Here is a 23,997-nt window from a genome sequence, read left to right as displayed (position 1 = left end):
ACGGACTAAGGAGTTCCCATGGCCCAGCGCACGCACCTCGGCGACGCGGACTGCTCCATCGCCCAGGCCCTCGACGTGGTGGGCGACTGGTGGACGCTGCTGATCGTGCGCGACACCGCGCGCGGGCTGTACCGCTTCGACGAGCTCCAGCGGGAGCTCGGGGTGTCCCGCAAGGTGCTCGCCGAGCGGCTGAAGCTGCTGGTCGAGGCCGGGGTGCTGACGCGCGAGCCGTACCAGGAGCGCCCGGTGCGGCACGAGTACCGGCTGACCCCGCGCGGGCGGGGGCTGCTGCCGGTCCTGGTGGCCCTCCAGGACTGGGGTGACACCTGGGTCCTGGGAGAGGGAGAGATGACCGCCACGACGGAGGAGTCCTCGAAGGAGGCCGCACGCGTCCACGCGCTGCGCGGCACCCGGCTGCCGGAGCTGCTGCTCCCGGACCGTTTCGGCGAGGTCCGCGACCCGGTGGCGGACACCCCGTTCACCGTCCTGTACTGCTTCCCCGGCGCGTACGCCCGGGCCGGGGCCTACCCGCCCGGCTGGGGCGGGATCCCGGGCGCCAGGGGCTGCACGCTGGAGTCCTGCACCTTCCGCGACCAGCTCGCGGAGTTCACCGCGGCCGGCGCCACCGTCCACGGCGTCTCGACCCAGCGGCCGGACGAGCAGCGGGAGTTCGCGGAGGCCGAGCGGCTGCGGTTCCCCCTGCTGTCGGACGCGGACCTGGATCTGGTGACGGCCCTGCGGCTGCCGACGTTCCGCGCGGCGGGGGTGAGCCGGATCAAACGGCTGACGCTGGTGCTGGACCGGGAGCGGGTGGTGCGCGAGGTCTTCTACCCGGTCCGGGACATCGAGGCGAGTGTCGCCGCCGCCCTGGCCGCGGTGCGGGCGGCGGGCTAGGCCGGCCGCAGGACCCGGGTCAGGATCTCCCGGGCGGACCGCTCCTCGTAGGGCGCGCCCGTCAGCAGGACCTGGAGGGTGATGCCGTCCATCAGCGCCACCAGGGCCCGCGCCGTCACCGGGTCGGTGCGGTCCGCCAGGGCCTGCGCCACCGCCTCGCACCACTCGGCGGCGACCGGCCGCAGCGCAGGGCGGCGCAGGGCCTCCAGGTAGAGCTCGTACTCCAGCTCCGCCCGGCCCCGGTCCGCGCCCAGCAGCTCCCCCAGCAGCCGGGCCAGCGCCCCCGCCAGGTCCTCCCCAGGGCGCAGCACCAGCTCCGGCGCGTACGCCTCGTTGGCCTGCCGCAGGGCCGCCACCAGCAGGTCGTCCAGGGTCTTGAAGTGGTACGTCGTCGAGCCCAGCGGTACGTCCGCCTCCGCGGCGACGCTGCGGTGGCTCAGCCCGGCGATGCCCTTGGCCCCCACCACCCGGATCGCGGCGTCGATGATCCGCTGCCGGCGCTCGGGGTCGTACCGGCGCACCGGGGCCGCCATCAGTGGCTCGCCCCGCCCAGGTTGAGCAGGACCACCCCGGCGATGACCAGCGCGATCCCGCCGATCTTCGCGGCGGTGGCGGCCTCGCCCATGAACACCATGCCGATGGCGGCGATGGCGGCGGTGCCGACCCCGGCCCAGATCGCGTACGCCGTGCCGACCGACATCGACTTGAGGGTCTGGGCGAGCAGGGTGAAGGCGATGACGTAGCCCATCAGGGTGCCCAGGGAGGGCCACAGCCGGGTGAAGCCCTCGCTGTACTTCATCGCGGTGGTGCCGGCGACCTCGGCGGCTATGGCCATGGCAAGCAGTACGTAGGGCATGCGTACGACTGTACACATCGATGCGTACACATGTACACGCGCAGACCCCGGGACACCGGCGCGCATCGGGGCTACGGTGGCCCCACTCAGGGGACAGGGGGCCGCTCATGGCGATGCAGCAGGGGACCCACGGCGGCGGCTGGCTGCCCCCGCACCGGCCCCGGCCCGGGGTGGTGCCGCTGCGCCCCCTGGGGACCTCCGACATCCTCGGCGGCGCCCTCGCCGCCCTGCGCCGCTACGGCGGCCCGCTGTGCGGCGCCCTGCTGCTGGGCCAGCTGGCGGCCGGGCTCGTGGTCACCGCGGCGGCCGGCGCGGCCACCCTGGCCTCGCTCAGCCCGAGGTCGGGCAGCCGGGTCTTCGTCTGGACCCTCTTCCCGGCGGCGGGCCTGTTCCTGCTGTTCACCTGCGCACTGGCCACCGCCCTGATCGCGGCACTGCTGCGCCCGGCGGTCCTGGGCCGCGCCGTGACCGCGCCGGGGCTGCTGCGGGCCGCCCTGCCCCGCACTCCGGCGGTGCTCGGGGCCCAGCTGCTGGCCCTGCTGGCCGCGGCCGGGCCCCTCGCGGCCCTGGTCGCGCTGGGGGTGCCGCCCCTGGCGGTGCTCCCCCTCGTCCCGGTGGCCCTCTGGCTGGGGGTGCTGTCCGCCCTGGCGCCGACCGCCGCCGGGTACGAGGGGCTCGGCCCGGTGGCGGCGCTGCGGCGCTCGGCCCGCCTGGTGCGCGGGGCGTGGTGGCGGACCCTGGCCGCGACCGCCCCGGCCGTGGTGTTCACCGCGGCGGCGGCGTACGCGCTGCTGCTGTGGTTCGGGCTGCCGGGGGCCCTGGCGGCACTGGTCCTGCTCCCGGCGTTCCCCCAGCTGCCGGCCGGCCTGCTCTACGTGGACCGCCGCATCCGCCGCGAGCACCTCGCCGAGGCCCTCGCGACGGATCCGCAGCCGGCCGGACCGGCCTGAGCCGGGCTCAGTTCAGCGTGAACCAGGCGGCACGGGACTTCTTGAACTCCGGGTGCGTGAGGTCCTTGGCCTCGATGCCGTCGCCGTAGAGGTCGGCGGAGCCGCTGTCGGTGACCAGCTGCACCCGCGCGCCCGGTACCGACAGGTCCGGGACCTCCACGATGGCCTCCCAGCCGCCGGGGTCGGTGGTCGGCAGGTCGGCCCGCTTGACGGGGGCGTGGCCGGCGACGCCGTCCCACTGGTAGAGGGCGTAGGGGTCGGAGTTGTCGTCCGCCGCCCAGGAGCCGGCCAGGATCAGGTACTGGTCCTGCGCGTTCTTGCGGATGTCGCGGACCGACAGCCCGCCGAGGTCCAGCTCCACCGGCGCACCGATGGCCGCCGCGGACCCGTTGGAGAGCACCTTGTCGAAGTTGGTGACCGGCACCAGCAGCGCCTTGCCGCCCGGGACGGCCGGGGCGAGCGGGGCGCGGAAGCCCACGTAGGCGGTGGTGGTGGAACCGGGGGCGAACTCCAGGCCCTCCACGTTGAACCCGTCGATCTGCTTGGGCGCCTGGCCCGCCGCCGTGCCCGCCGCGAAGCCGTAGTGGTTGCCGTGCGCCTGGTCCCAGGCGACGAGGTCCTCGCGCAGGTGCTTGTACGAGCGCCCGTACGCGAGCTGCGTGGCGGAGCCGGAGCCGCTGACGGTGGTGGTGAACACCGTGTTGCGCGGGGCCTTGTACTCGCCGTCCTTGTTGTTGCCGAGCGAGCCGGTCCAGTAGACGGTGTTGCCGATCCGGGTGGCGCCCTCGATGTCCACCTCCTTGGTGACGCCGAGCTGGGAGCTGAAGTCCCAGGTGCGCACGGGGGCGTCGGAGCGGGAGCGGTCGTACAGGCGCAGCACGTTGTTCTCGTCGTCCGCGACCACGGTGTAGCCGCCGCCGACGTCCACGGCCGCGGAGGAGTCCGAGGCGCCGCTGAAGTAGCGGGCCTCGGCCGGGTCCTGGACCGCGGCGGAGGCTGCGTAGGAGAGGGTCTTGGTGGCGGTCTTGCCGCCGAGCCCGGCGACCTTGATCGTCAGGTTGGTGTAGCCGCGGCCGTGCGCGGTCACGGCCAGCCGGCGCACGGACCCGGTGCCGGTGACCGTGACGTCGCCGGTGCCGGCCACGGAGGCCTTGCTGGAGGCGGAGGCACTGACGGTCAGCGCGGAGACGTCGGCGCCGCTCTGAGCGACGGTCACGTCGACGGTCTGGTCGCCGACGCCGTTCACGGACCCGGACAGGTAGCCGGCGGACAGCGAGATGGTCGGCGTCCCGTAGGTGACCGCGTGCGCGGGCACGACCGTCGCGGCGACGACCAGTGCGGCGATCCCCGCCGCACTCGCGGTTCCGAGCTGCTTCTTCAAGGTGGCGTCCTCTCCCTCACGGCGTCACTCCGTGACGACCGTCGAGAAGATTCGGCCACCCTGGCCAACTTCCGGTGCACACCGGTCGTCCGCCGCAAGAACAGGGAGGGCCCCCGGCACGACCGTGCCGGGGGCCCTCCTCGTGACCGCGTGGGTCAGACGTTGAAGCCGAGCGCGCGCAGCTGCTCACGGCCGTCGTCCGTGATCTTGTCCGGGCCCCACGGCGGCATCCAGACCCAGTTGATGCGGAGCTCGTTGACGATGCCCTCCGTCGCCGACTTCGCCTGGTCCTCGATGACGTCCGTCAGCGGGCAGGCCGCCGAGGTCAGGGTCATGTCGAGGGTGGCGATGTTCGCGTCGTCGATGTGGATGCCGTAGATCAGGCCCAGGTTGACGACGTCGATGCCCAGCTCGGGGTCGACCACGTCGTAGAGGGCCTCGCGGACCTCCTCCTCGGTGGCCGGCTTGATCGACGCCTCGGGCGTCGCGTTCTCGGTCATGCCGTCTTCCTCTCCGCGTCGCCCAGTACCTGGGCGGTCGCGTCCTTCCACGCCATCCAGCTCAGCAGAGCACACTTCACACGCGCCGGATACTTGGAGACACCGGCGAACGCCACCGCGTCCTCCAGCACCTCCTCCATCTCCTCGTCCGGCTCGATCTTGCCCTTGGACTGCATCAGCTCCAGGAACACGCCCTGGATCTTCTGCGCCTCGGACAGCTCCTTGCCGACCAGCAGCTCGTTCAGCACGGACGCGCTGGCCTGGCTGATGGAGCAGCCCTGGCCCTCGTAGGAGACGTCGGTGAGCGTCTCGCCGTCGTACTTCACGCGGAGCGTGATCTCGTCGCCGCACGTCGGGTTGACGTGGTGCACCTCGGCGTCACCGTCGCGCAGGCCGCGCCCGTGCGGGTGCTTGTAGTGGTCCAGGATCAGTTCCTGGTACATCGAATCCAGCTTCACAGCGTCCTCGTCCTCGTGGCCCTCGGTCAGCCGAAGAAGTTCCGTACGTGCTCCAGCCCGTCGACCAGCGCATCGACGTCGGCCGGAGAGGAGTACAGGTAGAAAGACGCCCGCGTGGTCGCGGGAATTCCGTAGCGCAGGCAGACGGGTCGCGCGCAGTGGTGCCCCACGCGTACCGCGATGCCCTGCTCGTCCAGGACCTGGCCCACGTCGTGCGGGTGGATGTCGCCGAGCACGAAGGAGATCGCCGCGCCGCGGTCCTCGGCCGTGGTGGGGCCGATGATCCGCAGGTCGGGCACCTCCTGGAGGCGCTTGACCGCGTACTCGGTGATCGCGTGCTCGTGGGCCGCGATCTTGTCCATGCCGATCGAGGTCAGGTAGTCCACGGCCGCGCCGAGGCCGACGGCCTGGGCGATCGGGGGCGTGCCCGCCTCGAACTTGTGGGGAGCCGGGGCGTACGTCGACGAGTGCATCGAGACGGTCTCGATCATCTCGCCGCCGCCGAGGAACGGGGGCAGGTCCTCCAGGAGCTCCTGGCGGCCCCACAGGACGCCGATGCCGGTCGGGCCGCACATCTTGTGGCCGGTGAAGGCCACGAAGTCGGCGCCGAGCGCCTGCACGTCCAGCGGCATGTGCGGAGCGGCCTGCGAGGCGTCGATCAGCACCAGCGCGCCGACCTCCTGCGCCCGCCGGACGATCGCCTCGACCGGGTTGACCGTGCCCAGGATGTTGGAGACCAGCGTGAAGGAGACGATCTTCGTCTTCTCCGTGATGACCTCTTCGATGTTGGACAGGTCCAGCCGGCCGTCGTCGGTGAGGCCGAACCACTTCAGCTTCGCGCCCGTGCGCTGCGCGAGCAGCTGCCACGGGACGATGTTGGAGTGGTGCTCCATCTCCGTGATGGCGATCTCGGTCTCACGGTCGACCCGGTAGGGCTCGTCGGCCCAGCCGAGCATGTTCGCGACCAGGTTGAGCGACTCCGAGGCGTTCTTCGTGAAGATCACCTCGTCGCGGCTCGGCGCGTTGATGAAGGCGGCGACCTTGTCGCGGGCGCCCTCGTACAGTGCCGTGGCCTCCTCGGCGAGCACGTGCACGCCGCGGTGGACGTTGGCGTTGTGCCGCTCGTAGTAGGCGTTCAGCGCGTCGAGCACCTGGCGCGGCTTCTGCGAGGTCGCCGCGTTGTCCAGGTAAACGATCTTCTTCCCGTCGTGGACCACGCGATCCAGCAGGGGGAAGTCCTTGCGGATCGCCTCGATGTCGAGGAGGCCGGGCAGCTGTGTCACGCGGTCGCGCCACCCTTCACGTACTTGTCGTAGCCCTCGTTCTCCAGCTGGTCGGCGAGCTCGGCGCCGCCGGACTCGGCGATGCGGCCGTTCGCGAAGACGTGCACGAAGTCGGGCTTGATGTAGCGCAGGATGCGCGTGTAGTGGGTGATCAGCAGGGTGCCGACCTCACCGGTCTCGCGGACGCGGTTGACGCCCTCGGAGACGATGCGCAGGGCGTCGACGTCGAGGCCGGAGTCGGTCTCGTCGAGGATCGCGATCTTCGGCTTGAGGAGCTCCAGCTGGAGGATCTCGTGGCGCTTCTTCTCACCGCCGGAGAAACCCTCGTTGACGTTGCGCTCGGCGAAGGCCGGGTCCATCTGGAGCTGCTCCATGGCGGACTTGACCTCCTTCACCCAGGTGCGCAGCTTGGGGGCCTCGCCGCGGATGGCGGTGGCGGAGGTGCGCAGGAAGTTGGAGACCGAGACGCCGGGGACCTCGACCGGGTACTGCATGGCGAGGAAGACGCCGGCGCGGGCGCGCTCGTCGACGGACATCTCCAGGACGTCCTCGCCGTCGAGGGTCACGGTGCCACCGGTGATGGTGTACTTCGGGTGACCGGCGAGGGAGTACGCCAGGGTGGACTTGCCGGAGCCGTTGGGGCCCATGATGGCGTGCGTCTCACCCTGCTTGACCGTGAGGTCGACACCCTTGAGGATCTCGCGGGCGCCGTTCTCGGCCTCGACGGAGACGTGCAGGTCGTGGATTTCAAGCGTTGCCATGGGTACCTCAGGACTCCTGGGTGAGGGAGACGAGCACGTCGTCCCCTTCGATCTTTACGGGGTAAACGGGGACGGGGCGCGTCGCGGGCAGACCGGAGGGCTTGCCGGTGCGCAGGTCGAAGGCCGACCCGTGCAGCCAGCACTCGATCATGCAGTCCTCGACCTCACCCTCCGAGAGCGAGACGTTCGCGTGCGAGCAGATGTCGTTGATCGCGAACACCTCCCCCTCGGTGGAGACGATGGACACCGGCGTGCCGTCGAGTTCCACCCGCTTGGGGGTGTTCTCCTCCAGCTCGCTCAGCGCGCATGCCTTGACGTACGTCATCAGACGGCCGCCGCCAGCTCGGCCTCGATCTTCGCGATGAGGCGCTCCTCGATGTCCTCGACACCGATCTGCTGGACGAGCTCGGCGAAGAAGCCGCGCACGACCAGGCGGCGGGCCTCGTCGGCCGGGATGCCGCGGGCCTGGAGGTAGAAGAGCTGCTCGTCGTCGAAGCGGCCGGTCGCCGAGGCGTGGCCGGCGCCGACGATCTCGCCCGTCTCGATCTCCAGGTTCGGCACCGAGTCGACGCGCGCGCCGTCCGTCAGGACGAGGTTGCGGTTCATCTCGTAGGTGTCGGTGCCCTCGGCGGACTTCTCGATGAGGACGTCGCCGATCCAGACCGCGTGGGCGTCCTGGCCCTGGAGCGCGCCCTTGTAGACCACGTTGGACTTGCAGTGCGGGGCGTCGTGGGTGACCAGGAGGCGGTGCTCCTGGTGCTGGCCGGCGTCCGTGAAGTACAGGCCGAGCATCTCGGCCTCGCCGCCGGGGCCCGCGTAGGTGACGCGCGGGTGCAGGCGGACGAGGTCGCCGCCGAAGGTCACGACGACGGACTTGAAGCTCGCGTCGCGGCCGATGAGGGCGTTGTGCTGCGAGGTGTGGACCGCGGTGTCGTCCCAGTCCTGGACGGACACGAAGGTCACCTTGGCGCCGTCGCCGACGAGGATGTCGACGTTGGCGGCGCGCACGCCGTCACCGGTGTGGTCGATCACGATGATCGCCTCGGCGAACGGCTTGACGTCGAAGACGGTGTGCCCGAAGGTCGTGCCGCCCTCACCGTGCAGGGCGACCCGGATGGGCTCGGCGAGCACGGTCTCCTTGGGCACGGTGACGACCGTGGCCTTGGCGAACGAGGAGAAGGCCTGGGCGGAGACCCGGTCGACGGGGGCGCCGGCCTTGCCGATCCGCTCGTCGTCGCGTTCGACGGACTCGACCGTGACGCCCTCGGGGGCGTCGATCTGGGCCTTCATGGTTCCGTTGGCGACCGCGGTGCCGTCGTGCAGGCCCTTGAGGCGGGCCAGCGGGGTGAACCGCCACTCCTCCTCGCGGCCGTGCGGGACCGGGAAGTCGGCCACGTCGAAGGACGGGGGCGCGCTCATCCGGGTGGCGACGGTGGACTCGGCGGCCACCGCGATCGCGCCGGCGGTGGTGGAGCCCGCCGGAATGTTCTGAGCCTCAGCCATGGCTGTCGTTCTGCTCTCTTCCTACGTCAAAGAATGTGCTGCGGGTGGGACGGGACGGTCGGGACTAGCCGACCGAGCCCTCCATCTGCAGCTCGATCAGCCGGTTCAGCTCCAGCGCGTACTCCATCGGCAGCTCCTTCGCGATCGGCTCGACGAAGCCGCGCACGATCATGGCCATGGCCTCGAACTCGGTGAGGCCGCGCTGCATGAGGTAGAAGAGCTGGTCGTCGGAGACCTTGGAGACGGTGGCCTCGTGGCCCATCGTCACGTCGTCCTCGCGGACGTCGACGTAGGGGTAGGTGTCCGAGCGGGAGATGGTGTCGACCAGGAGCGCGTCGCACAGCACGTTGGACTTGGAGCCCGAGGCGCCCTCGCCGATCTCGACCAGGCCGCGGTAGGAGGTGCGGCCGCCGCCGCGCGCCACCGACTTGGAGACGATGTTCGAGGAGGTGTTCGGCGCCATGTGGACCATCTTGGAGCCGGCGTCCTGGTGCTGGCCCTCGCCCGCGAAGGCGATGGACAGGGTCTCGCCCTTGGCGTGCTCGCCCATCAGGTAGACGGCCGGGTACTTCATGGTGACCTTGGAGCCGATGTTGCCGTCGATCCACTCCATGGTCGCGCCCTCGTACGCCACGGCGCGCTTGGTGACCAGGTTGTAGACGTTGTTCGACCAGTTCTGGATGGTCGTGTAGCGGCAGCGGCCGCCCTTCTTCACGATGATCTCGACCACGGCGCTGTGCAGCGAGTCCGAGGAGTAGATCGGGGCGGTGCAGCCCTCGACGTAGTGGACGTAGGCGTCCTCGTCGACGATGATCAGCGTCCGCTCGAACTGGCCCATGTTCTCCGTGTTGATGCGGAAGTAGGCCTGGAGCGGGATGTCCACGTGGACACCCTTGGGGACGTAGATGAAGGAGCCGCCCGACCACACGGCCGTGTTCAGCGAGGCGAACTTGTTGTCGCCGACCGGGATGACCGTGCCGAAGTACTCCTGGAAGAGCTCCGGGTGCTCCTTGAGCGCGGTGTCGGTGTCCAGGAAGATGACGCCCTGCTGCTCCAGGTCCTCGCGGATCTGGTGGTAGACGACCTCGGACTCGTACTGGGCCGCGACACCGGCGACGAGGCGCTGCTTCTCCGCCTCCGGGATGCCGAGCTTGTCGTACGTGTTCTTGATGTCCTCCGGCAGGTCCTCCCAGGACTCGGCCTGCTTCTCGGTGGAGCGCACGAAGTACTTGATGTTGTCGAAGTCGATGCCCGAGAGGTCCGAGCCCCACTTCGGCATGGGCTTCTTGTCGAACAGCTTGAGGCCCTTGAGGCGGAGCTTCAGCATCCACTCCGGCTCGGACTTCTTCGCCGAGATGTCGCGGACGACGTCCTCGGACAGACCCCGCTTGGCGGCGGCGCCGGCCGCGTCGGAGTCGGCCCAGCCGTACTCGTAGTTGCCCAGACCCTCGAGCTCAGGGTGAGCAGTCTCCGTGGTCATGCGGGGTTCCTCCCGGCCGTACTTGCAGATGCTGATGTGTCGTGCTGTGCCGCGCTTCGCGGGATGAACGTGGTGCACACCCCGTCGCCGTGGGCGATCGTGGCGAGGCGCTGCACGTGCGTCCCGAGCAGGCGGGAGAAGACCTCGGTCTCCGCCTCGCAGAGCTGCGGGAACTGCTCGGCGACGTGTGCGACCGGGCAGTGGTGCTGACAGAGCTGTTCACCGCTGTGCGGACCGGGAGCGCTCTTCGCCGTAGCAGCGTACCCGTCCGCGGTCAACGCCTTCGCGAGGGCCTCGGTGCGGTCCGAGGGTGCGGCCGCGTCCAGGGCTTCCCGGTAGGCCTCCGCCTGTGAGGCCATCCTCGCGCGGGCGAAGGCGGCGACGGCCGCCTCGCCCTTCTCCCCGCCGCCGACGGACTGCGCGATCCAGCGCAGGGCGTCCGCGGCGAGCGTGTCGTAGGACTGGTCGAAGGCGTCGCGCCCGCAGTCGGTGAGTGCGAAGACCTTGGCCGGCCGGCCCCGGGTGCGTGCGCCGTACACACGCTGCTCACGGGGTGCGACCACGTCGTCGGCGACGAGCGTGTCGAGGTGGCGGCGGACGGCGGCCTGGGTGAGGCCGAGACGCTGCGCGAGGTCGGCGACGGTGGAGGGACCGTGGTCCAGGATGGACCTCGCGACCCGGTTGCGGGTTGACCGCTCGCCGGTCGCGAGCTCCCCCTGGGGGGCCTCGCTCATCCGTTCGCCGTATTTCACAACGCCATTGTTGCGTAATTACCGGAGCCCCGACAAGCCGTGACCGACGCCACTCCTGGTGTCCTCTATCACTAAGGGTTACCTAATCTATCGACGGAGAGTGAGCAAAGCACCCGGGTTCCACCGCCCCTGGCCAGCGGCGATGTACAGGAGGGGGAACCTTCCCCCGGCGCCCGTGGGCGCCCCTGCCGCTCCGTAGACTCACCCGCATGAGCAACGACCCCGCCGTGGAGATCCGCGGACTGGTGAAACGGTACGGATCGAAAACGGCGGTCGACGGCCTGGACCTCACCGTCCCCGGCGCCGCCGTCACCGCGGTCCTGGGGCCCAACGGCGCCGGGAAGACCACGACCGTCGAGACCTGCGAGGGCTACCTCCGCCCGGACGCCGGCACCGTCCGCGTCCTGGGCCTCGACCCGGTGGCCGGGGCCGGGGCCCTGCGCCCGCGCATCGGCGTGATGCTCCAGTCCGGCGGGATCTACTCCGGCGCCCGCGCCGTCGAGATGCTGCGCCACATGGCGAAGCTGTACGCGGACCCGCTGGACGTCGACACCCTCGTCGAGCGCCTCGGCCTCGGCGGCTGCGGCCGCACCCCCTACCGCCGGCTCTCCGGCGGCCAGCAGCAGCGCCTCTCCCTGGCCATGGCCGTCGTCGGCCGCCCCGAGCTGGTCTTCCTGGACGAGCCCACCGCCGGCCTCGACCCGCAGGCCCGCCGCGCGACCTGGGACCTCGTACGGGAGCTGCGCGCCGACGGGGTCGCCGTCGTCCTCACCACCCACCACATGGACGAGGCCGAGCAGCTCGCCGACGAGGTCGCCATCGTGGACGCCGGCCGGGTCATCGCCCACGGCAGCCCCGAGCAGCTGTGCCGCGGCGGCGCCGAGAACACCCTGCGCTTCTCCGGCCGCCCCTCCCTCGACCTCGCCTCCCTGCTGAAGGCCCTGCCCGACGGCACGCAGGCCGCCGAGCTGCTGCCGGGCTCCTACCGGGTGACCGGCGACGTGGACCCGCAGATGCTGGCCACCGTCACCTCCTGGTGCGCCCAGCACGGGGTGATGCCCAGCAGCCTCACCGTGGAGCGGCACACCCTGGAAGACGTCTTCCTCGAACTCACCGGCAAGGAGCTGCGCGCATGAGCGCGGGTACGTTCACCCCCCGGCCGGGGGCCGCGCCGGTCGCCCGGATGATCTGGGCGCAGACCGCGCTGGAGACCCGGATGCTGCTGCGCAACGGGGAGCAGCTGCTGCTGACCGTGATCATCCCGGCGCTGCTGCTGACGCTGTTCTCCGTCGTCGACATCGTGGACACCGGCGCGGGGAAGCCGGTGGACTTCCTGGCGCCGGGCGTCCTGGCGCTCGCCGTGATGTCCACCGCCTTCACCGGGCAGGCCATCGCCACCGGCTTCGACCGCCGCTACGGGGTGCTCAAGCGGCTCGGGGCCTCCCCGCTGCCGCGGTGGGCGCTGATGGCCGCCAAGACCCTGTCGGTGCTCTTCACCGAGGTGCTCCAGATCGCCCTGCTGACGGTGATCGCCCTCGCGCTGGGCTGGTCCCCCCACGGGAACCCGCTGTCCGTGGCCGCGCTGGTCCTGCTGGGCACCGCCGCCTTCTCCGGGCTCGGGCTGCTGATGGCGGGCACCCTCAAGGCCGAGGTGACGCTGGCCGCCGCGAACCTGGTGTTCCTGCTGCTGCTGGTCGGCGGCGGGGTGATCGTGCCGCTGGAGAAGTTCCCCGGCGCGGTGCAGGACGTGCTCGGGCTGCTGCCCGTCTCGGCGCTCTCCGACGGGCTGCGCGCGGTGCTCCGCGACGGGGCCGCGCTGCCCTGGGGCGACGCGGCGGTGCTGGCGGGCTGGGCGGTCCTGGGACTGGGCGCGGCCGCGAAGTGGTTCCGCTGGGAGTAGGGCCGCGGCCCCGGAACCGGGGGGCCCCGCGCGAGCGGCACGGCTCCCGGAGTGACGCGGCTCTCGGGGCGGCCGTCCGGCCGCCGGAGTGACGCGGCTCTCGAGGCGGCCGTCCGGCCGGCGGGAGTGAAACACCGCCCCCGGTCGTTGGGCAGGCGGGAGGCCGACCACCTCCCAGGGACAGCGGATCGGCGACGCCGGGGGACGAAGGACATGGGGCAGCGAGAGGCCGTACTGCGGCTGGACGGACAGTGGGCGCGGATCCGGTCGGGGGCCGCCCAGGCGGATCCGGGCGAGGCCGACCGGCTGCTCGGCGAGCTGATCGGGGCGTTGCGCGAGCCCGCCCGGACCGACCCCGAGTGCGCGGCCCGGCTGGGCCTGCGGCTCGGCGACCTCGCCGCGCGCAGGTTCGCCGCCGGGGACCGGGCGGGGGCGCTGGCCGCGATCGAGGAGGGCCTGCGCCATGCGCAGCAGGCCGCGGGACACGCGCCGGAGTACGCCCGCTGGTACGCACGGGGCCTGATCAACCAGGGGGTCTGGCTGGCCTGGCCGCTGAGCGACGGGGCCCGGCTGCCCCGGCACCCGCTGGGCGAGGGGGCCGAGGAGGGCGCCGGCGCCATGGAGCGGGCCGCCGGCGAGCGCGCCCGCGACCTGACCCGGGCCGCCGTCGAGGTGTGGGCCGGGCTCGACCAGGACGACCCGGTCAACCGGCGCGGGCTCGCGCAGGCCAAGGTCTTCCTCGGGGACCGCCTCGCGGAGCTGGGCTTCGCCGCCGACGCCGTCGCCTGGGCGGTGGACGCCGAGGACGGGTTCCGCCGGCTGCTGCTCGCCTCCCCCGGACCCGAGGAGGCCCAGGAGGCGGAGGAGGCCCTGGACCACATCGGCCGCCAGCTGGAGCTGCGGCTGCGCTACCTGTCGTTCGACTCGCTGGCGGGCCTGCGCGCCGACGGGCTGCTGCCCGAGCGGCTGCTGCCGCAGGCGGTGGTGGCCGCCCGGATCCAGGGCGTGCCCGAGGAGGCGGTCGCCGCCCGGCTGGGGCTGGACGCCGAGCAGGTCGCGACCATGCTGGAGGTCACCCCCTGGCGCGCGGTGTGGCGCGTGGAGGTGCGCGGTGCCGACGGGCTGTGGACCCTGCAGCCCGCCCCCTGGCAGGGCTCCGCGGAGGTGCGGCAGCGGACGGCCGAGGACGTGGGGGCCGAGGTGGTGCGGGGGTTCATGGAGTCCCCGCAGTACCCCGGGGACTCCGCCCTGTGGCGGGTGCGGCTGTGGTGGCACGAGGAGGGCGACCCGGCCGGGGCCCGGTTCCGCCTGGTCGTCGGGCCGGACGCACCCGCGCCCACCCCCTCGTGAAAGTTTGCACAAAGCGGCGCATACGATAGGGGCCGTGTTGAACCCATTCGCATACCTCGCCGCCCGCTGGACCCCGTCACCCCGGGTCGTCCGGCGTGCCGCCGCCATCGCGGTCCTGATGAGCGTCGTCATCGTCGTCACCGGCGGCGCGGTACGGCTGACCGGTTCCGGCCTCGGCTGCGACACCTGGCCCAAGTGCACGGACGACAGCCTGATCGTCACCCAGGCGCAGGGCTTCCACGGCGCCGTCGAGTTCGGCAACCGGATGCTCACGTACGTGCTCTGCGCGGCCGTCGGCGGCGTGATCCTCACGGCCCGCTCCGCCAAGCCGTGGCGGCGTTCGCTGACGAGGCTCGGCTGGGTCCAGTTCGGCCTCGTCATGGGCAACGCCGTCCTCGGCGGCATCACGGTGCTGACCGGCCTGAACCCGTACAGCGTGGCCGGGCACTTCCTGCTGGCCACCAGCCTGCTCGCCGTCACCACGGTGACCTGGCAGCGCACCCGCGAGGGTGACGGCGCCCCCCGGCCGCGCGTGCCCGGTCCGGTGCGCAAGCTGTCCTGGGCGCTGATCGCCACCACCCTGGTGCTGATCGCGGCGGGCACCGTCGTGACCGGCTCCGGACCGCACGCCGGCGACAAGAGCGAGATCAAGCGGATGCCGTTCGACTGGGCCACCACCGCCCACGTCCACGCGATCGCCGCCTGGCTGGTCTGCGCGCTCGGCGTGGCGATGTGGCTGGTGCTGCGGGTGGTCGACGCCCCGGCCGACACCCGGGCCCGCGCCCGCGACCTGCTGGTCGTGCTGCTCGCCCAGGGCGCCATCGGCTACGTGCAGTTCTTCACCTCGCTGCCCGAGGTGCTGGTCGCCGTCCACATGCTCGGCTCCTGCCTGGTGTGGATCTCCGTGTTGCGCCTGGCCCTGAGCCTGCGGGAGCGCTCCGCCGAAACGGTGGGGACCCCCGAGCGCGACGCCGCCCGGCTGTCGGCGGTCTGACCGGAGCCGCCGGCGACCGAGCCGAAGGGGCATCGAGGGCCCCGGAGGCGAAGTCGGCCCGGAGACGTCAGCCGCGCTCGTCCAGCCGGTAGACGCGGCGGGCGTTGCCCGCCGCGAGCATCCCCGCGACCCGGTCCGCGTCCCGCCGGGACCAGGCCCCGTCCGCGACCCAGCCGCCCAGTACCCGGCCCAGCGCCTCGCGGAACGCGAGGGCGCCGACCGCGTGCAGCTCGGGCAGGCCCCTGCCGCCGCTGGAGAACAGCAGCTTCCCGAAGGGCGCGAGCTCCAGCAGCTCGGCCAGTACGGCGGCGGCCCGGGCGCCCGTCCGCGCCAGGGCCGGCCCGATGTCGGCGTGGACGTGCGGGTGGGCCGCCGCGAGCCGCGCCGTGTGCCGGTGGTGCGGGTACCCGCCGAGCAGGACGAGCTTCGCCCCCAGACCCGCCGTGGCCCGGACGAACCCGGTCAGCGGCTCCGGCTCCGCCGCGGCCGCGTGCAGCTGGAGCGGCAGCCCGGACGCCAGCGCGCTCCACACCAGGTGCCGCAGGAGCACGGGGTCCCGTACCGCCCCGCCTCCGGCCCGTGCGGCCAGCCACCGCCCGGCCGCCCCGCGCACCTCGCCGGGGCCGGGCGGCTGCGGAGCGCCCGCGAGGGCGGCGGCGTAGCCGGCGTGGGGCCCGCAGCCGAAGGCCACGGCCCCGGCGGCGGCGCGGTGGACGGATCCGGCGAGGTCGGCGAGGAAGCCGGCGACGGTCCCGGAGGCGTCGGCGGCCCGCTCGGCGAGCGGTTCCAGGCGGACCACCTCGAAGGCCTCGGCGTCCCCGGCGACGGCCAGTTCCTTGGGCCCGGCGAGGTCGCCGGGTGCTCCCGTGTCGACGAGGTAGGCGCCCACGCCGGAGCCCCGCAGCAGCCGCCGACCGCTCTCGGCGGCCCCGAGCTCGCGCCGCCGGGCCAGGTAGCGGGCGGGCTCGCAGTGCGGCTCCAGGCCCAGCAGGGGCGGGCACCAGCGGCGTACGGCGAAGCCGGTCTGGGTGTCGAAGAAGGTCGTGCCGGCGGCGGGCGGGCCGGACGCGTGGACCAGCTGGGCCTCGAAGGTGGCGAGCCCCAGCTCGGTGCGGAGCACTCCGTGGCAGTGCTGGTCCACCAGGGGCGGCGTTTCGATCATCCGGTCATCCCGTTGCGGACGTGAGGAAGCGGCTTCCACACGTCCTAACGGGTGAGCGGGGTGTGAGGTGGCGCTAGCGCTGTTGACCGAGCGGCCGCGCCGGGGGACGGCACGGGCGGTTTTCGGGCACGCCCGGAGCCGTGAGCCCGGCCGGAGCGGCACGGAGGCGCGGCCGGAGCGGCACGGAGGCGCGGCCGGCCTTACGGGTTGGCCGGGCCGCCGAGCTGGATTCCGGCCATGCGGGTCCACTCGTACGGGCCCGTCTTCACCCGTGCGGCGAACTCCCCGTCGAAGTCCTCGTGGAGGGTCAGGCCGGCCTTCTCGGCCGCCTGGCGGGCCACGGCGTGCGTGGGGGCGACCAGGTCGCCCCAGCCGCCGTCGGTGCCCACGAGGACGATCCGGGTGCCGGCCTGGCCGATGTAGGCGAGCTGGCCCTCGGCGCCGCCGTGCTGCTTGGCGAACGCGCCGATCTGCCGGGCCAGCTTCGCCGCCGTGCGGCTGTGCTTCTTGTCCGCGGCCTCTGCGGTCTGTGCGGTGTCTGCGGTCTCTGCCATGGAGGGCATGCTACCGGCGAGTAATCAACGGAGGAAGGGATCCACGGCCACGGCCACGAAGAGCAGCGACACATAGGTGATCGACCAGTGGAACAGCCGCATCTCCTTGAGCTTCGCGCCCGTGATCCCGGCCTTGGCCCGCGCGCTCAGCGCGTGCGCCTCCCACAGCCACCAGCCGCCCGCCAGCAGCGCGACGGAGGTGTAGAACCAGCCGGTGTACCCCAGCGGGGTCAGCAGCAGCGAGACGGCGACCATCACCCAGCTGTAGATCACGATCTGTCGGGCCACGGCCTTGTTGCCCGCCACGACCGGCAGCATCGGCACGCCGACCCGCGCGTAGTCGTCCTTCACCTTCATCGACAGCGGCCAGTAGTGCGGCGGCGTCCAGAAGAAGATGACGAGGAAGAGGATGACGGCGGCCCAGGAGACCTCGTTGCGCACGGCCGACCAGCCGATGAGCACCGGCATGCATCCGGCGATCCCGCCCCAGACGATGTTCTGCGCGGTCCGCCGCTTCAGCAGCATCGTGTAGACGACCACGTAGAAGAGGAGCGCGCCGAGCGCGAGGGCGGCCGACAGCCAGTTGACGAGCAGGCCGAAGAACAGGGTCGAGACGACCCCGAGCGTGATGCCGAAGACCAGGCACTCACGCGGGCTCACCATGCCGGTCACCAGCGGCCGCTGCGACGTCCGGTCCATCAGGGCGTCGATGTCGCGGTCGATGTACATGTTGAGCGCGTTGGCGCCGCCCGCCGACAGGTAGCCGCCGAAGCAGGTGGCGAGCACCAGCCACAGCGACGGCACGCCCTGCTCGGCGAGGAACATCACCGGCACTGTGGTGATCAGCAGAAGTTCGATGATCCGCGGCTTGGTCAAAGCCACGAAAGCCATGGCCCGGGCCCCGAACGGCCGGTGACCGGGGCTCGTCCCGAGCACCCCCGCTGGACGGGATTCGACGGCCGTCACGCACACCCCTGAGAGAGAATCCAGCAAGCTTCCGAAGCGATGCCTCCAGTAAATGAAGGCTCGGTAAAGGCTTGCGCGTACCACGCCACTGTAGACGTAGCTCTTGCCCCGCCCTGCGCGGGGGTCGCCTCGTGTTGGGCCGATCGGACCGACGGCAAGATCATCGGCGGCGGATCGCAGGTGAACGGCGGACACCGGGACGGCGACGCACTGCCTGCACTCGAATAGCCGCACGCGCTGGCGGGGGTAGGCTCGGAATCGCCCCGGTGTCACCGTTCGTCACCGGGAAAACAACATGTGGAGAGGAGCCCTGACCAACGGTGAGCACCAAGCCGACCACCCCAGAGCTCGAGTGGACCGAACTGGACCAGCGGGCCGTCGACACCGCCCGCATCCTGGCCGCCGACGCGGTCCAGAAGGTCGGGAACGGACACCCCGGTACGGCGATGAGCCTGGCCCCCGCCGCGTACACGCTTTTCCAGAAGGTCATGCGGCACGACCCGGCCGACCCCCAGTGGGTCGGCCGTGACCGTTTCGTGCTCTCCGCGGGGCACTCGTCCCTGACCCTTTACACCCAGCTCTACCTCGGCGGCTTCGGTCTGGAGCTGGACGACCTCAAGGCGTTCCGCACCTGGGGCTCCAAGACCCCCGGCCACCCGGAGTACGGCCACACCGCCGGCGTCGAGACCACCACCGGCCCGCTGGGCCAGGGCGTCGCGAACGCGGTGGGCATGGCCATGGCCGCCCGCTACGAGCGCGGCCTGTTCGACCCCGAGGCCGCCACCGGCGCCTCCCCCTTCGACCACATGGTCTACGCGATCGCGGGCGACGGCTGCCTCCAGGAGGGCATCTCCCACGAGGCGTCGGCGCTGGCCGGCCACCAGAAGCTCGGCAACCTGGTGCTGCTGTGGGACGACAACCACATCTCCATCGAGGGTGACACGGAGACGGCCGTCTCCGAGGACACCATGAAGCGCTACGAGGCGTACGGCTGGCACGTCCAGCGCGTCGAGCAGCAGGCCAACGGCGACCTCGACCCGAAGGCCCTGTACGCCGCCCTCCAGGCGGCCAAGGCCGAGACCGGCCGCCCGTCCTTCATCGCGGCCCGCTCGATCATCGCCTGGCCCGCCCCGCACGCCCAGAACACCGAGGCCGCCCACGGCTCGGCCCTCGGCAACGACGAGGTCGCCGCCACCAAGCGCGTGCTCGGCTTCGACCCGGAGCAGACCTTCGAGGTCTCCGACGAGGTCATCGCCCACACCCGCGGCCTGCTGGACCGCGGCCGCGACGCCCGCGCCGCCTGGGAGAAGGACTTCTCCGCCTGGCGCACCGCCAACCCGGAGCGCGCCGCCGCCTTCGACCGCATCGAGGCCAACGAGCTGCCCGAGGGCTGGGAAGACGAGATCCCCGTCTTCGAGCCCGGCAAGGGCGTCGCCACCCGCGCCGCCTCCGGCAAGGTCCTCGAGGCTCTCGGCGCGGTCATCCCGGAGCTGTGGGGCGGCTCGGCCGACCTGGCCGGCTCCAACAACACCACCATCGACAAGAACTCCTCGTTCCTGCCGGTGGGCAACCCGCTGCCGGAGGCCGACCCGTACGGCCGCACCCTCCACTTCGGCATCCGCGAGCACGCCATGGCCGCGGCCATGAACGGCATCGCCCTGCACGGCCACACCCGCATCTACGGCGGCACCTTCCTGGTGTTCTCCGACTACATGCGCAACGCCGTCCGCCTGTCCTCCCTGATGCACCTGCCGGTGACGTACGTGTGGACGCACGACTCCATCGGCCTCGGCGAGGACGGCCCGACCCACCAGCCGGTCGAGCACGTCGCCTCGCTGCGCGCCATCCCGGGCCTGAACGTGGTCCGCCCGGCCGACGCCAACGAGACCGCCGTCGCCTGGCGCGAGATCCTGCGCCGCCACACCAAGGTGTTCGGCAAGGGCGCCCCGCACGGCCTGGCCCTCACCCGCCAGGGCGTGCCCACGTACGAGCGCAACGAGGACGCGGCCAAGGGCGGCTACGTGCTGTTCGAGGCCGAGGGCGGTCCCGCGCAGGTCGTCCTGATCGGCACCGGCTCCGAGGTCCAGCTCGCCGTCGCCGCGCGCGAGGCGCTCCAGGCCGAGGGCGTGCCCGCCCGCGTCGTCTCGATGCCCTCCGTGGAGTGGTTCGAGGAGCAGTCCCAGGAGTACAAGGACAGCGTCCTGCCGCCTTCCGTCAAGGCCCGAGTCGCGGTCGAGGCCGGCATCGGCCTGACCTGGCACCGTTACGTCGGGGACGCGGGCCGGATCGTCTCGCTGGAGCACTTCGGTGCCTCGGCGGACGGCGCCGTGCTGTTCCGCGAGTTCGGCCTCACCGCCGAAGCCGTGACCGCAGCCGCCAAGGACTCCCTCACCGCCGCTGCGCGCTGACCCGGTACAAGAACCAGTAGGAGATGCAATTCCGATGACAGACGCACTCAAGCGCCTCTCCGACGAGGGCGTGGCGATCTGGCTGGACGACCTGTCCCGCAAGCGCATCACGTCCGGCAACCTCGCCGAACTGATCGACCAGCAGCACGTGGTCGGTGTCACCACCAACCCGTCGATCTTCCAGAAGGCCATCAGCAGCGGTGACGGCTACGGGCAGCAGCTCGCCGACCTCGCCGCCCGCAAGGTCACGGTCGACGAGGCCATCCGCATGATCACCACGGCGGACGTCCGCGACGCCGCCGACATCCTGCGCCCCCTCTACGACTCCACCGAGGGCCAGGACGGCCGCGTGTCGATCGAGGTCGACCCGCGCCTGGCGCACAACACCACGGCGACCGTCGCCGAGGCCAAGCAGCTCGCCTGGCTGGTGGACCGGCCGAACACGCTGATCAAGATCCCGGCGACCAAGGCCGGCCTGCCGGCGATCACCGAGGTCATCGGCCGGGGCATCAGCGTCAACGTCACGCTGATCTTCTCGCTGGAGCGCTACCGCGAGGTCATGGACGCGTACCTGGCGGGCCTGGAGAAGGCGAAGGCCGCCGGCCTGGACCTCTCCCTGATCCACTCGGTCGCCTCGTTCTTCGTGTCCCGCGTGGACACCGAGATCGACAAGCGCCTGGACTCCGTCGGCACCGACGAGGCCAAGGCCCTGAAGGGCAAGGCGGCCCTCGCCAACGCCCGTCTGGCCTACGAGGCGTACGAGGAGGTCTTCTCCTCCGACCGCTGGGCGGCCCTGGACCGGGCGCACGCCAACAAGCAGCGCCCGCTGTGGGCCTCCACCGGCGTCAAGGACCCCGCGTACAAGGACACCCTGTACGTGGTGGACCTGGTCGCCCCCGGCACCGTCAACACCATGCCCGAGGCGACCCTGGAGGCCACCGCCGACCACGGCGAGGTCACCGGCGACACCATCCGCGGCACGTACGAGCAGGCGCGCGCCGAGCTCGACGCGGTCGCGAAGCTGGGCATCTCGTACGACGATGTGGTGCAGCTGCTCGAAGACGAAGGCGTCGAGAAGTTCGAGGCGTCGTGGAACGACCTGCTGAAGTCGACCGAGGCGGAACTGCAGCGCCTCGCCCCCGCGGAGGACTGAGTATTTTGTCGGTAAACGGAGCGAACCCGCTTCGTGACGCACAGGACCGGCGGCTCCCGCGCATCGCGGGGCCGTCCGGCCTGGTGATTTTCGGCGTTACGGGTGACCTGTCGCGCAAGAAGCTCATGCCCGCCGTCTACGACCTCGCGAACCGGGGCCTGCTGCCCCCGGGTTTCTCGCTGATCGGTTTCGCGCGCCGCGAGTGGCAGGACGAGGACTTCGCCCAGGAGGTGTACGAGGCCGTCAAGCAGCACTCGCGCACCCCCTTCCGTGAGGAGGTCTGGCAGCAGCTCGTGCAGGGCTGCCGGTTCGTCCAGGGCGAGTTCGACGACGACGCGGCCTTCGAGACGCTCAAGCAGACCATCGACGAACTCGACAAGGCCCAGGGCACGGGCGGCAACTTCGCCTTCTACCTCTCGGTGCCGCCGAAGTTCTTCCCCAAGGTGGTCCAGCAGCTCAAGAACCACGGTCTGGCGCAGAAGGAGGGGTCCTGGCGGCGTGCCGTCATCGAGAAGCCCTTCGGCCACGACCTGAAGAGCGCGGAAGAGCTCAACCAGGTCGTCCACGAGGTCTTCCCCCGGGACGAGGTCTTCCGGATCGACCACTACCTCGGCAAGGAGACCGTCCAGAACATCCTGGCGCTCCGCTTCGCCAACACCATGTTCGAGCCGATCTGGAACCGGTCGTACGTCGACCACGTGCAGATCACCATGGCGGAGGACATCGGCATCGGCGGCCGGGCCGGCTACTACGACGGCATCGGCGCCGCCCGTGACGTCATCCAGAACCACCTGCTCCAGCTGCTGGCGCTCACGGCGATGGAGGAGCCCGGCTCCTTCCACCCCAAGGCCCTGGTGGCGGAGAAGCTGAAGGTGCTCAGCGCCGTCGAGATCCCCGAGGACCTGGGCAAGCACACCGTGCGCGGCCAGTACTCGGCGGCCTGGCAGGGCGGCGAGAAGGTCAAGGGGTACCTGGAGGAGGACGGGATCGACCCGAACTCCAAGACCGACACCTACGCGGCCATCCGCCTGGAGATCAACAACCGCCGCTGGGCGGGCGTCCCGTTCTACCTGCGCACGGGCAAGCGCCTGGGCCGCCGGGTGACCGAGATCGCGGTGGTCTTCAAGCGGGCGCCGTACCTGCCGTTCGAGTCGGGCGCGACCGAGGAGCTGGGGCAGAACGCCCTGGTCATCCGGGTCCAGCCGGACGAGGGCGTGACGGTCCGCTTCGGCTCCAAGGTGCCGGGCACCTCCATGGAGGTCCGGGACGTCACGATGGACTTCGCCTACGGCGAGTCCTTCACCGAGTCCAGCCCCGAGGCCTACGAGCGGCTCATCCTCGACGTCCTCCTCGGCGACGCGAACCTCTTCCCGCGTCACCAGGAAGTCGAGCTGTCCTGGAACATCCTCGACCCGATCGAGGAGTACTGGGACAAGCACGGCAAGCCCGCGCAGTACGCGGCGGGCACGTGGGGGCCGGTCGAGGCGGACGAGATGCTCGCACGAGACGGACGGAGCTGGCGCCGGCCATGAAGATCGACCTCACGGAGACCACCTCCAGCAAGATCAACGCCGCGTTGGTGCAGGCGCGCCGGGACATCGGCACGCCGGCCATCGGCATGGTCCTCACGCTGGTGATCGTGACCGACGAAGAGAACGCGTACGACGCGCTCAAGTCGGCGAACGACGCCTCCCACGAACACCCTTCGCGGATCGTCGTCGTGGTCAAGCGGGTCAGCCGCTCCCCGCGCAGCCGCCGCGAAGCCCGGCTCGACGCGGAGATCCGTGTCGGGGCGGACTCGGGCACCGGCGAAACCGTCGTACTGCGCCTGCACGGCGAACTGGTCGACCACGCCCAGTCGGTCGTGCTGCCCCTGCTGCTGCCGGACGCCCCCGTGGTGGTCTGGTGGCCGGAGGGCGCTCCGGCGGACCTGGCGGGCGACCCGCTGGGCGCGCTGGGGCAGCGCCGGATCACGGACACGTACTCCTCCGAGCACCCGATCGACGCGCTCGGCGCCCGGGCGGAGGCATACGCCCCGGGCGACACGGACCTGTCCTGGACCCGGATCACCCCGTGGCGCTCGATGCTGGCCGCCGCGCTGGACCAGGTGACGCTGTCGCCGGTCGTCTCGGCGACCGTCGAGGGCGAGGACGAGAACCCCAGCTGCGAGCTGCTGGCCATGTGGCTGGCGGACCGCCTCGGGGTCCCGGTCAACCGGACCCTGTCAGGGGGGCCGGGGCTGACCGCCGTCCGCATGGAGACCAAGGACGGCGCGATCGTCCTGGACCGCGCGGACGGCTCCCTGGCCACGCTGTGCATGCCGGGCCAGCCCGACCGTGCGGTGGCGCTGAAGCGCCGCGACACGGCCGAGCTGCTGGCGGAGGAGCTCCGCCGGCTGGACCCGGACAACACGTACGAGGCGTCCCTGAAGTTCGGCGTCTCCCGCCTGTCGGTGACCGCCCCGGCGGCGCCGGTGGCCGGGGCCGCCGGGACCGAGCCGGAGGCGGTGGCGGAAGCCGAGGCTCCGGCGGAGAAGCCGGCCGCCAAGCCGGCGCGCGCGTCGAAGCGGGCGTCGGCGAAGTAGCCGGCCCGCCGGGGGGCGGGGCGGGGGACTCCTCCCCGCCCCGCCCTTCGCCCGTTCCCCGGGGCTCCGCCCCGGACCCCGCGCCTCGAACGTCGGCGGGGCTGGAAC

24 protein-coding genes are annotated in these 23,997 nt (G+C 71.8%); 10 read left to right on the top strand and 14 right to left on the bottom strand.

The features are described 5' to 3' along the window. The first annotated feature begins 18 nt into the window (after positions 1-18). Positions 19-894 carry a winged helix-turn-helix transcriptional regulator gene (locus ACIRBY_RS11430; RefSeq protein ID WP_403899336.1) on the top strand — a complete coding sequence of 292 codons (876 nt, stop codon included), beginning with the start codon at positions 19-21 and terminating at the stop codon, positions 892-894. Here the strand turns inward: ACIRBY_RS11430 and ACIRBY_RS11425 are convergent. Both ACIRBY_RS11425 and ACIRBY_RS11420 read right to left on the bottom strand, forming a co-directional pair. Then, complete coding sequence (locus ACIRBY_RS11425) at positions 891-1,427, bottom strand: TetR/AcrR family transcriptional regulator (protein WP_403899333.1); 537 nt, start codon at positions 1,425-1,427, stop codon at positions 891-893. The genes ACIRBY_RS11430 and ACIRBY_RS11425 overlap by 4 nt on opposite strands. After that, positions 1,427-1,750, bottom strand: a complete 324-nt coding sequence (locus ACIRBY_RS11420; RefSeq protein ID WP_403899331.1) for a DMT family transporter — start codon at positions 1,748-1,750, stop codon at positions 1,427-1,429. Before ACIRBY_RS11420 ends, ACIRBY_RS11425 begins: the two co-directional genes overlap by 1 nt. 107 nt (positions 1,751-1,857) lie before the next feature. On the opposite strand from ACIRBY_RS11420, the gene ACIRBY_RS11415 reads away from it, so the two are divergent. Beyond that, on the top strand, positions 1,858-2,700 hold the full coding sequence (locus ACIRBY_RS11415) for a hypothetical protein (RefSeq protein ID WP_403899328.1): 843 nt from the start codon (positions 1,858-1,860) through the stop codon (positions 2,698-2,700). A 7-nt stretch (positions 2,701-2,707) separates the two neighbouring features. Here ACIRBY_RS11415 and ACIRBY_RS11410 read toward each other — a convergent pair whose 3' ends face one another. From ACIRBY_RS11410 to ACIRBY_RS11370, 9 genes are all read right to left on the bottom strand, one after another. After that, entirely contained in the window at positions 2,708-4,081 is a 1,374-nt protein-coding gene (locus ACIRBY_RS11410; RefSeq protein ID WP_403899325.1) for a DUF3616 domain-containing protein, read from the bottom strand. 155 nt (positions 4,082-4,236) lie between these two features. Further along, on the bottom strand, positions 4,237-4,581 hold the full coding sequence (locus tag ACIRBY_RS11405; protein WP_007263433.1) for a metal-sulfur cluster assembly factor: 345 nt from the start codon (positions 4,579-4,581) through the stop codon (positions 4,237-4,239). Further along, positions 4,578-5,039 carry a Fe-S cluster assembly sulfur transfer protein SufU gene (sufU, locus tag ACIRBY_RS11400; RefSeq protein ID WP_042820170.1) on the bottom strand — a complete coding sequence of 154 codons (462 nt, stop codon included), beginning with the start codon at positions 5,037-5,039 and terminating at the stop codon, positions 4,578-4,580. Before sufU ends, ACIRBY_RS11405 begins: the two co-directional genes overlap by 4 nt. A 26-nt stretch (positions 5,040-5,065) precedes the next feature. Next, positions 5,066-6,322, bottom strand: coding sequence for a cysteine desulfurase (locus ACIRBY_RS11395; RefSeq protein ID WP_366451257.1), 1,257 nt, complete (start codon positions 6,320-6,322; stop codon positions 5,066-5,068). Beyond that, complete coding sequence (gene sufC, locus ACIRBY_RS11390; protein WP_030846240.1) at positions 6,319-7,083, bottom strand: Fe-S cluster assembly ATPase SufC; 765 nt, start codon at positions 7,081-7,083, stop codon at positions 6,319-6,321. Before sufC ends, ACIRBY_RS11395 begins: the two co-directional genes overlap by 4 nt. Positions 7,084-7,090: 7 nt before the next feature. After that, entirely contained in the window at positions 7,091-7,408 is a 318-nt protein-coding gene (locus ACIRBY_RS11385; RefSeq protein WP_042820167.1) for a bifunctional 3-phenylpropionate/cinnamic acid dioxygenase ferredoxin subunit, read from the bottom strand. Continuing rightward, complete coding sequence (sufD, locus tag ACIRBY_RS11380) at positions 7,408-8,586, bottom strand: Fe-S cluster assembly protein SufD (protein ID WP_403899320.1); 1,179 nt, start codon at positions 8,584-8,586, stop codon at positions 7,408-7,410. Before sufD ends, ACIRBY_RS11385 begins: the two co-directional genes overlap by 1 nt. Positions 8,587-8,650: 64 nt before the next feature. Further along, positions 8,651-10,066 carry a Fe-S cluster assembly protein SufB gene (gene sufB / locus ACIRBY_RS11375; RefSeq protein WP_042820164.1) on the bottom strand — a complete coding sequence of 472 codons (1,416 nt, stop codon included), beginning with the start codon at positions 10,064-10,066 and terminating at the stop codon, positions 8,651-8,653. Then, entirely contained in the window at positions 10,063-10,800 is a 738-nt protein-coding gene (locus ACIRBY_RS11370) for a helix-turn-helix transcriptional regulator (protein ID WP_403899316.1), read from the bottom strand. Before ACIRBY_RS11370 ends, sufB begins: the two co-directional genes overlap by 4 nt. A gap of 227 nt (positions 10,801-11,027) precedes the next feature. Between ACIRBY_RS11370 and ACIRBY_RS11365 the strand changes: the two genes are divergently transcribed. The 4 genes from ACIRBY_RS11365 (at position 11,028) to ACIRBY_RS11350 (ending at position 15,062) form a co-directional block, all read left to right on the top strand. Next, positions 11,028-11,954: an ABC transporter ATP-binding protein gene (locus ACIRBY_RS11365; protein ID WP_403899314.1), complete on the top strand. Its 927-nt coding sequence runs from the start codon at positions 11,028-11,030 to the stop codon at positions 11,952-11,954. Continuing rightward, a complete protein-coding gene (locus tag ACIRBY_RS11360; protein ID WP_403899311.1) occupies positions 11,951-12,718 on the top strand; it encodes an ABC transporter permease in 768 nt (255 codons plus the stop codon). The genes ACIRBY_RS11365 and ACIRBY_RS11360 overlap by 4 nt, the downstream gene beginning before the upstream one ends. Before the next feature lie 213 nt (positions 12,719-12,931). Further along, a complete protein-coding gene (locus ACIRBY_RS11355; RefSeq protein ID WP_403899308.1) occupies positions 12,932-14,068 on the top strand; it encodes a hypothetical protein in 1,137 nt (378 codons plus the stop codon). Between the two features lie 4 nt (positions 14,069-14,072). Next, complete coding sequence (locus ACIRBY_RS11350) at positions 14,073-15,062, top strand: heme A synthase (protein WP_403899306.1); 990 nt, start codon at positions 14,073-14,075, stop codon at positions 15,060-15,062. A 67-nt stretch (positions 15,063-15,129) separates the two neighbouring features. Here the strand turns inward: ACIRBY_RS11350 and ACIRBY_RS11345 are convergent, their stop codons facing one another. The 3 genes from ACIRBY_RS11345 to ACIRBY_RS11335 all read right to left on the bottom strand — a co-directional run bounded on the left by ACIRBY_RS11345 (position 15,130) and on the right by ACIRBY_RS11335 (position 17,744). Continuing rightward, positions 15,130-16,224: an amidohydrolase gene (locus ACIRBY_RS11345; RefSeq protein WP_403899304.1), complete on the bottom strand. Its 1,095-nt coding sequence runs from the start codon at positions 16,222-16,224 to the stop codon at positions 15,130-15,132. Positions 16,225-16,424: 200 nt separating this feature from the next. After that, a complete protein-coding gene (locus ACIRBY_RS11340; RefSeq protein WP_366451265.1) occupies positions 16,425-16,787 on the bottom strand; it encodes a hypothetical protein in 363 nt (120 codons plus the stop codon). Positions 16,788-16,802: 15 nt separating this feature from the next. Beyond that, on the bottom strand, positions 16,803-17,744 hold the full coding sequence (locus tag ACIRBY_RS11335; protein WP_403899301.1) for a heme o synthase: 942 nt from the start codon (positions 17,742-17,744) through the stop codon (positions 16,803-16,805). Between the two features lie 320 nt (positions 17,745-18,064). Between ACIRBY_RS11335 and tkt the strand changes: the two genes are divergently transcribed. Genes tkt through opcA form a run of 4 tightly spaced genes read left to right on the top strand, consistent with a single transcriptional unit; the run spans position 18,065 to position 23,889 of the window. Next, the gene (gene tkt / locus ACIRBY_RS11330) at positions 18,065-20,152 is read left to right on the top strand and encodes a transketolase (protein WP_403899298.1); all 2,088 of its coding nucleotides are present in this window, start codon (positions 18,065-18,067) and stop codon (positions 20,150-20,152) included. Between the two features lie 34 nt (positions 20,153-20,186). After that, a complete protein-coding gene (gene tal / locus ACIRBY_RS11325) occupies positions 20,187-21,305 on the top strand; it encodes a transaldolase (RefSeq protein ID WP_403899295.1) in 1,119 nt (372 codons plus the stop codon). Positions 21,306-21,307: 2 nt separating this feature from the next. Beyond that, entirely contained in the window at positions 21,308-22,837 is a 1,530-nt protein-coding gene (zwf, locus tag ACIRBY_RS11320; protein WP_390685965.1) for a glucose-6-phosphate dehydrogenase, read from the top strand. Further along, the gene (gene opcA, locus ACIRBY_RS11315; RefSeq protein ID WP_403899292.1) at positions 22,834-23,889 is read left to right on the top strand and encodes a glucose-6-phosphate dehydrogenase assembly protein OpcA; all 1,056 of its coding nucleotides are present in this window, start codon (positions 22,834-22,836) and stop codon (positions 23,887-23,889) included. The genes zwf and opcA overlap by 4 nt, the downstream gene beginning before the upstream one ends. Positions 23,890-23,997 lie beyond the last annotated feature (108 nt).

It is taken from the genome of Streptomyces sp. NPDC096136, from assembly GCF_044763325.1.
GTDB lineage: Bacteria > Actinomycetota > Actinomycetes > Streptomycetales > Streptomycetaceae > Streptomyces.
This window is presented reverse-complemented; position numbering and strand designations above follow the sequence as displayed.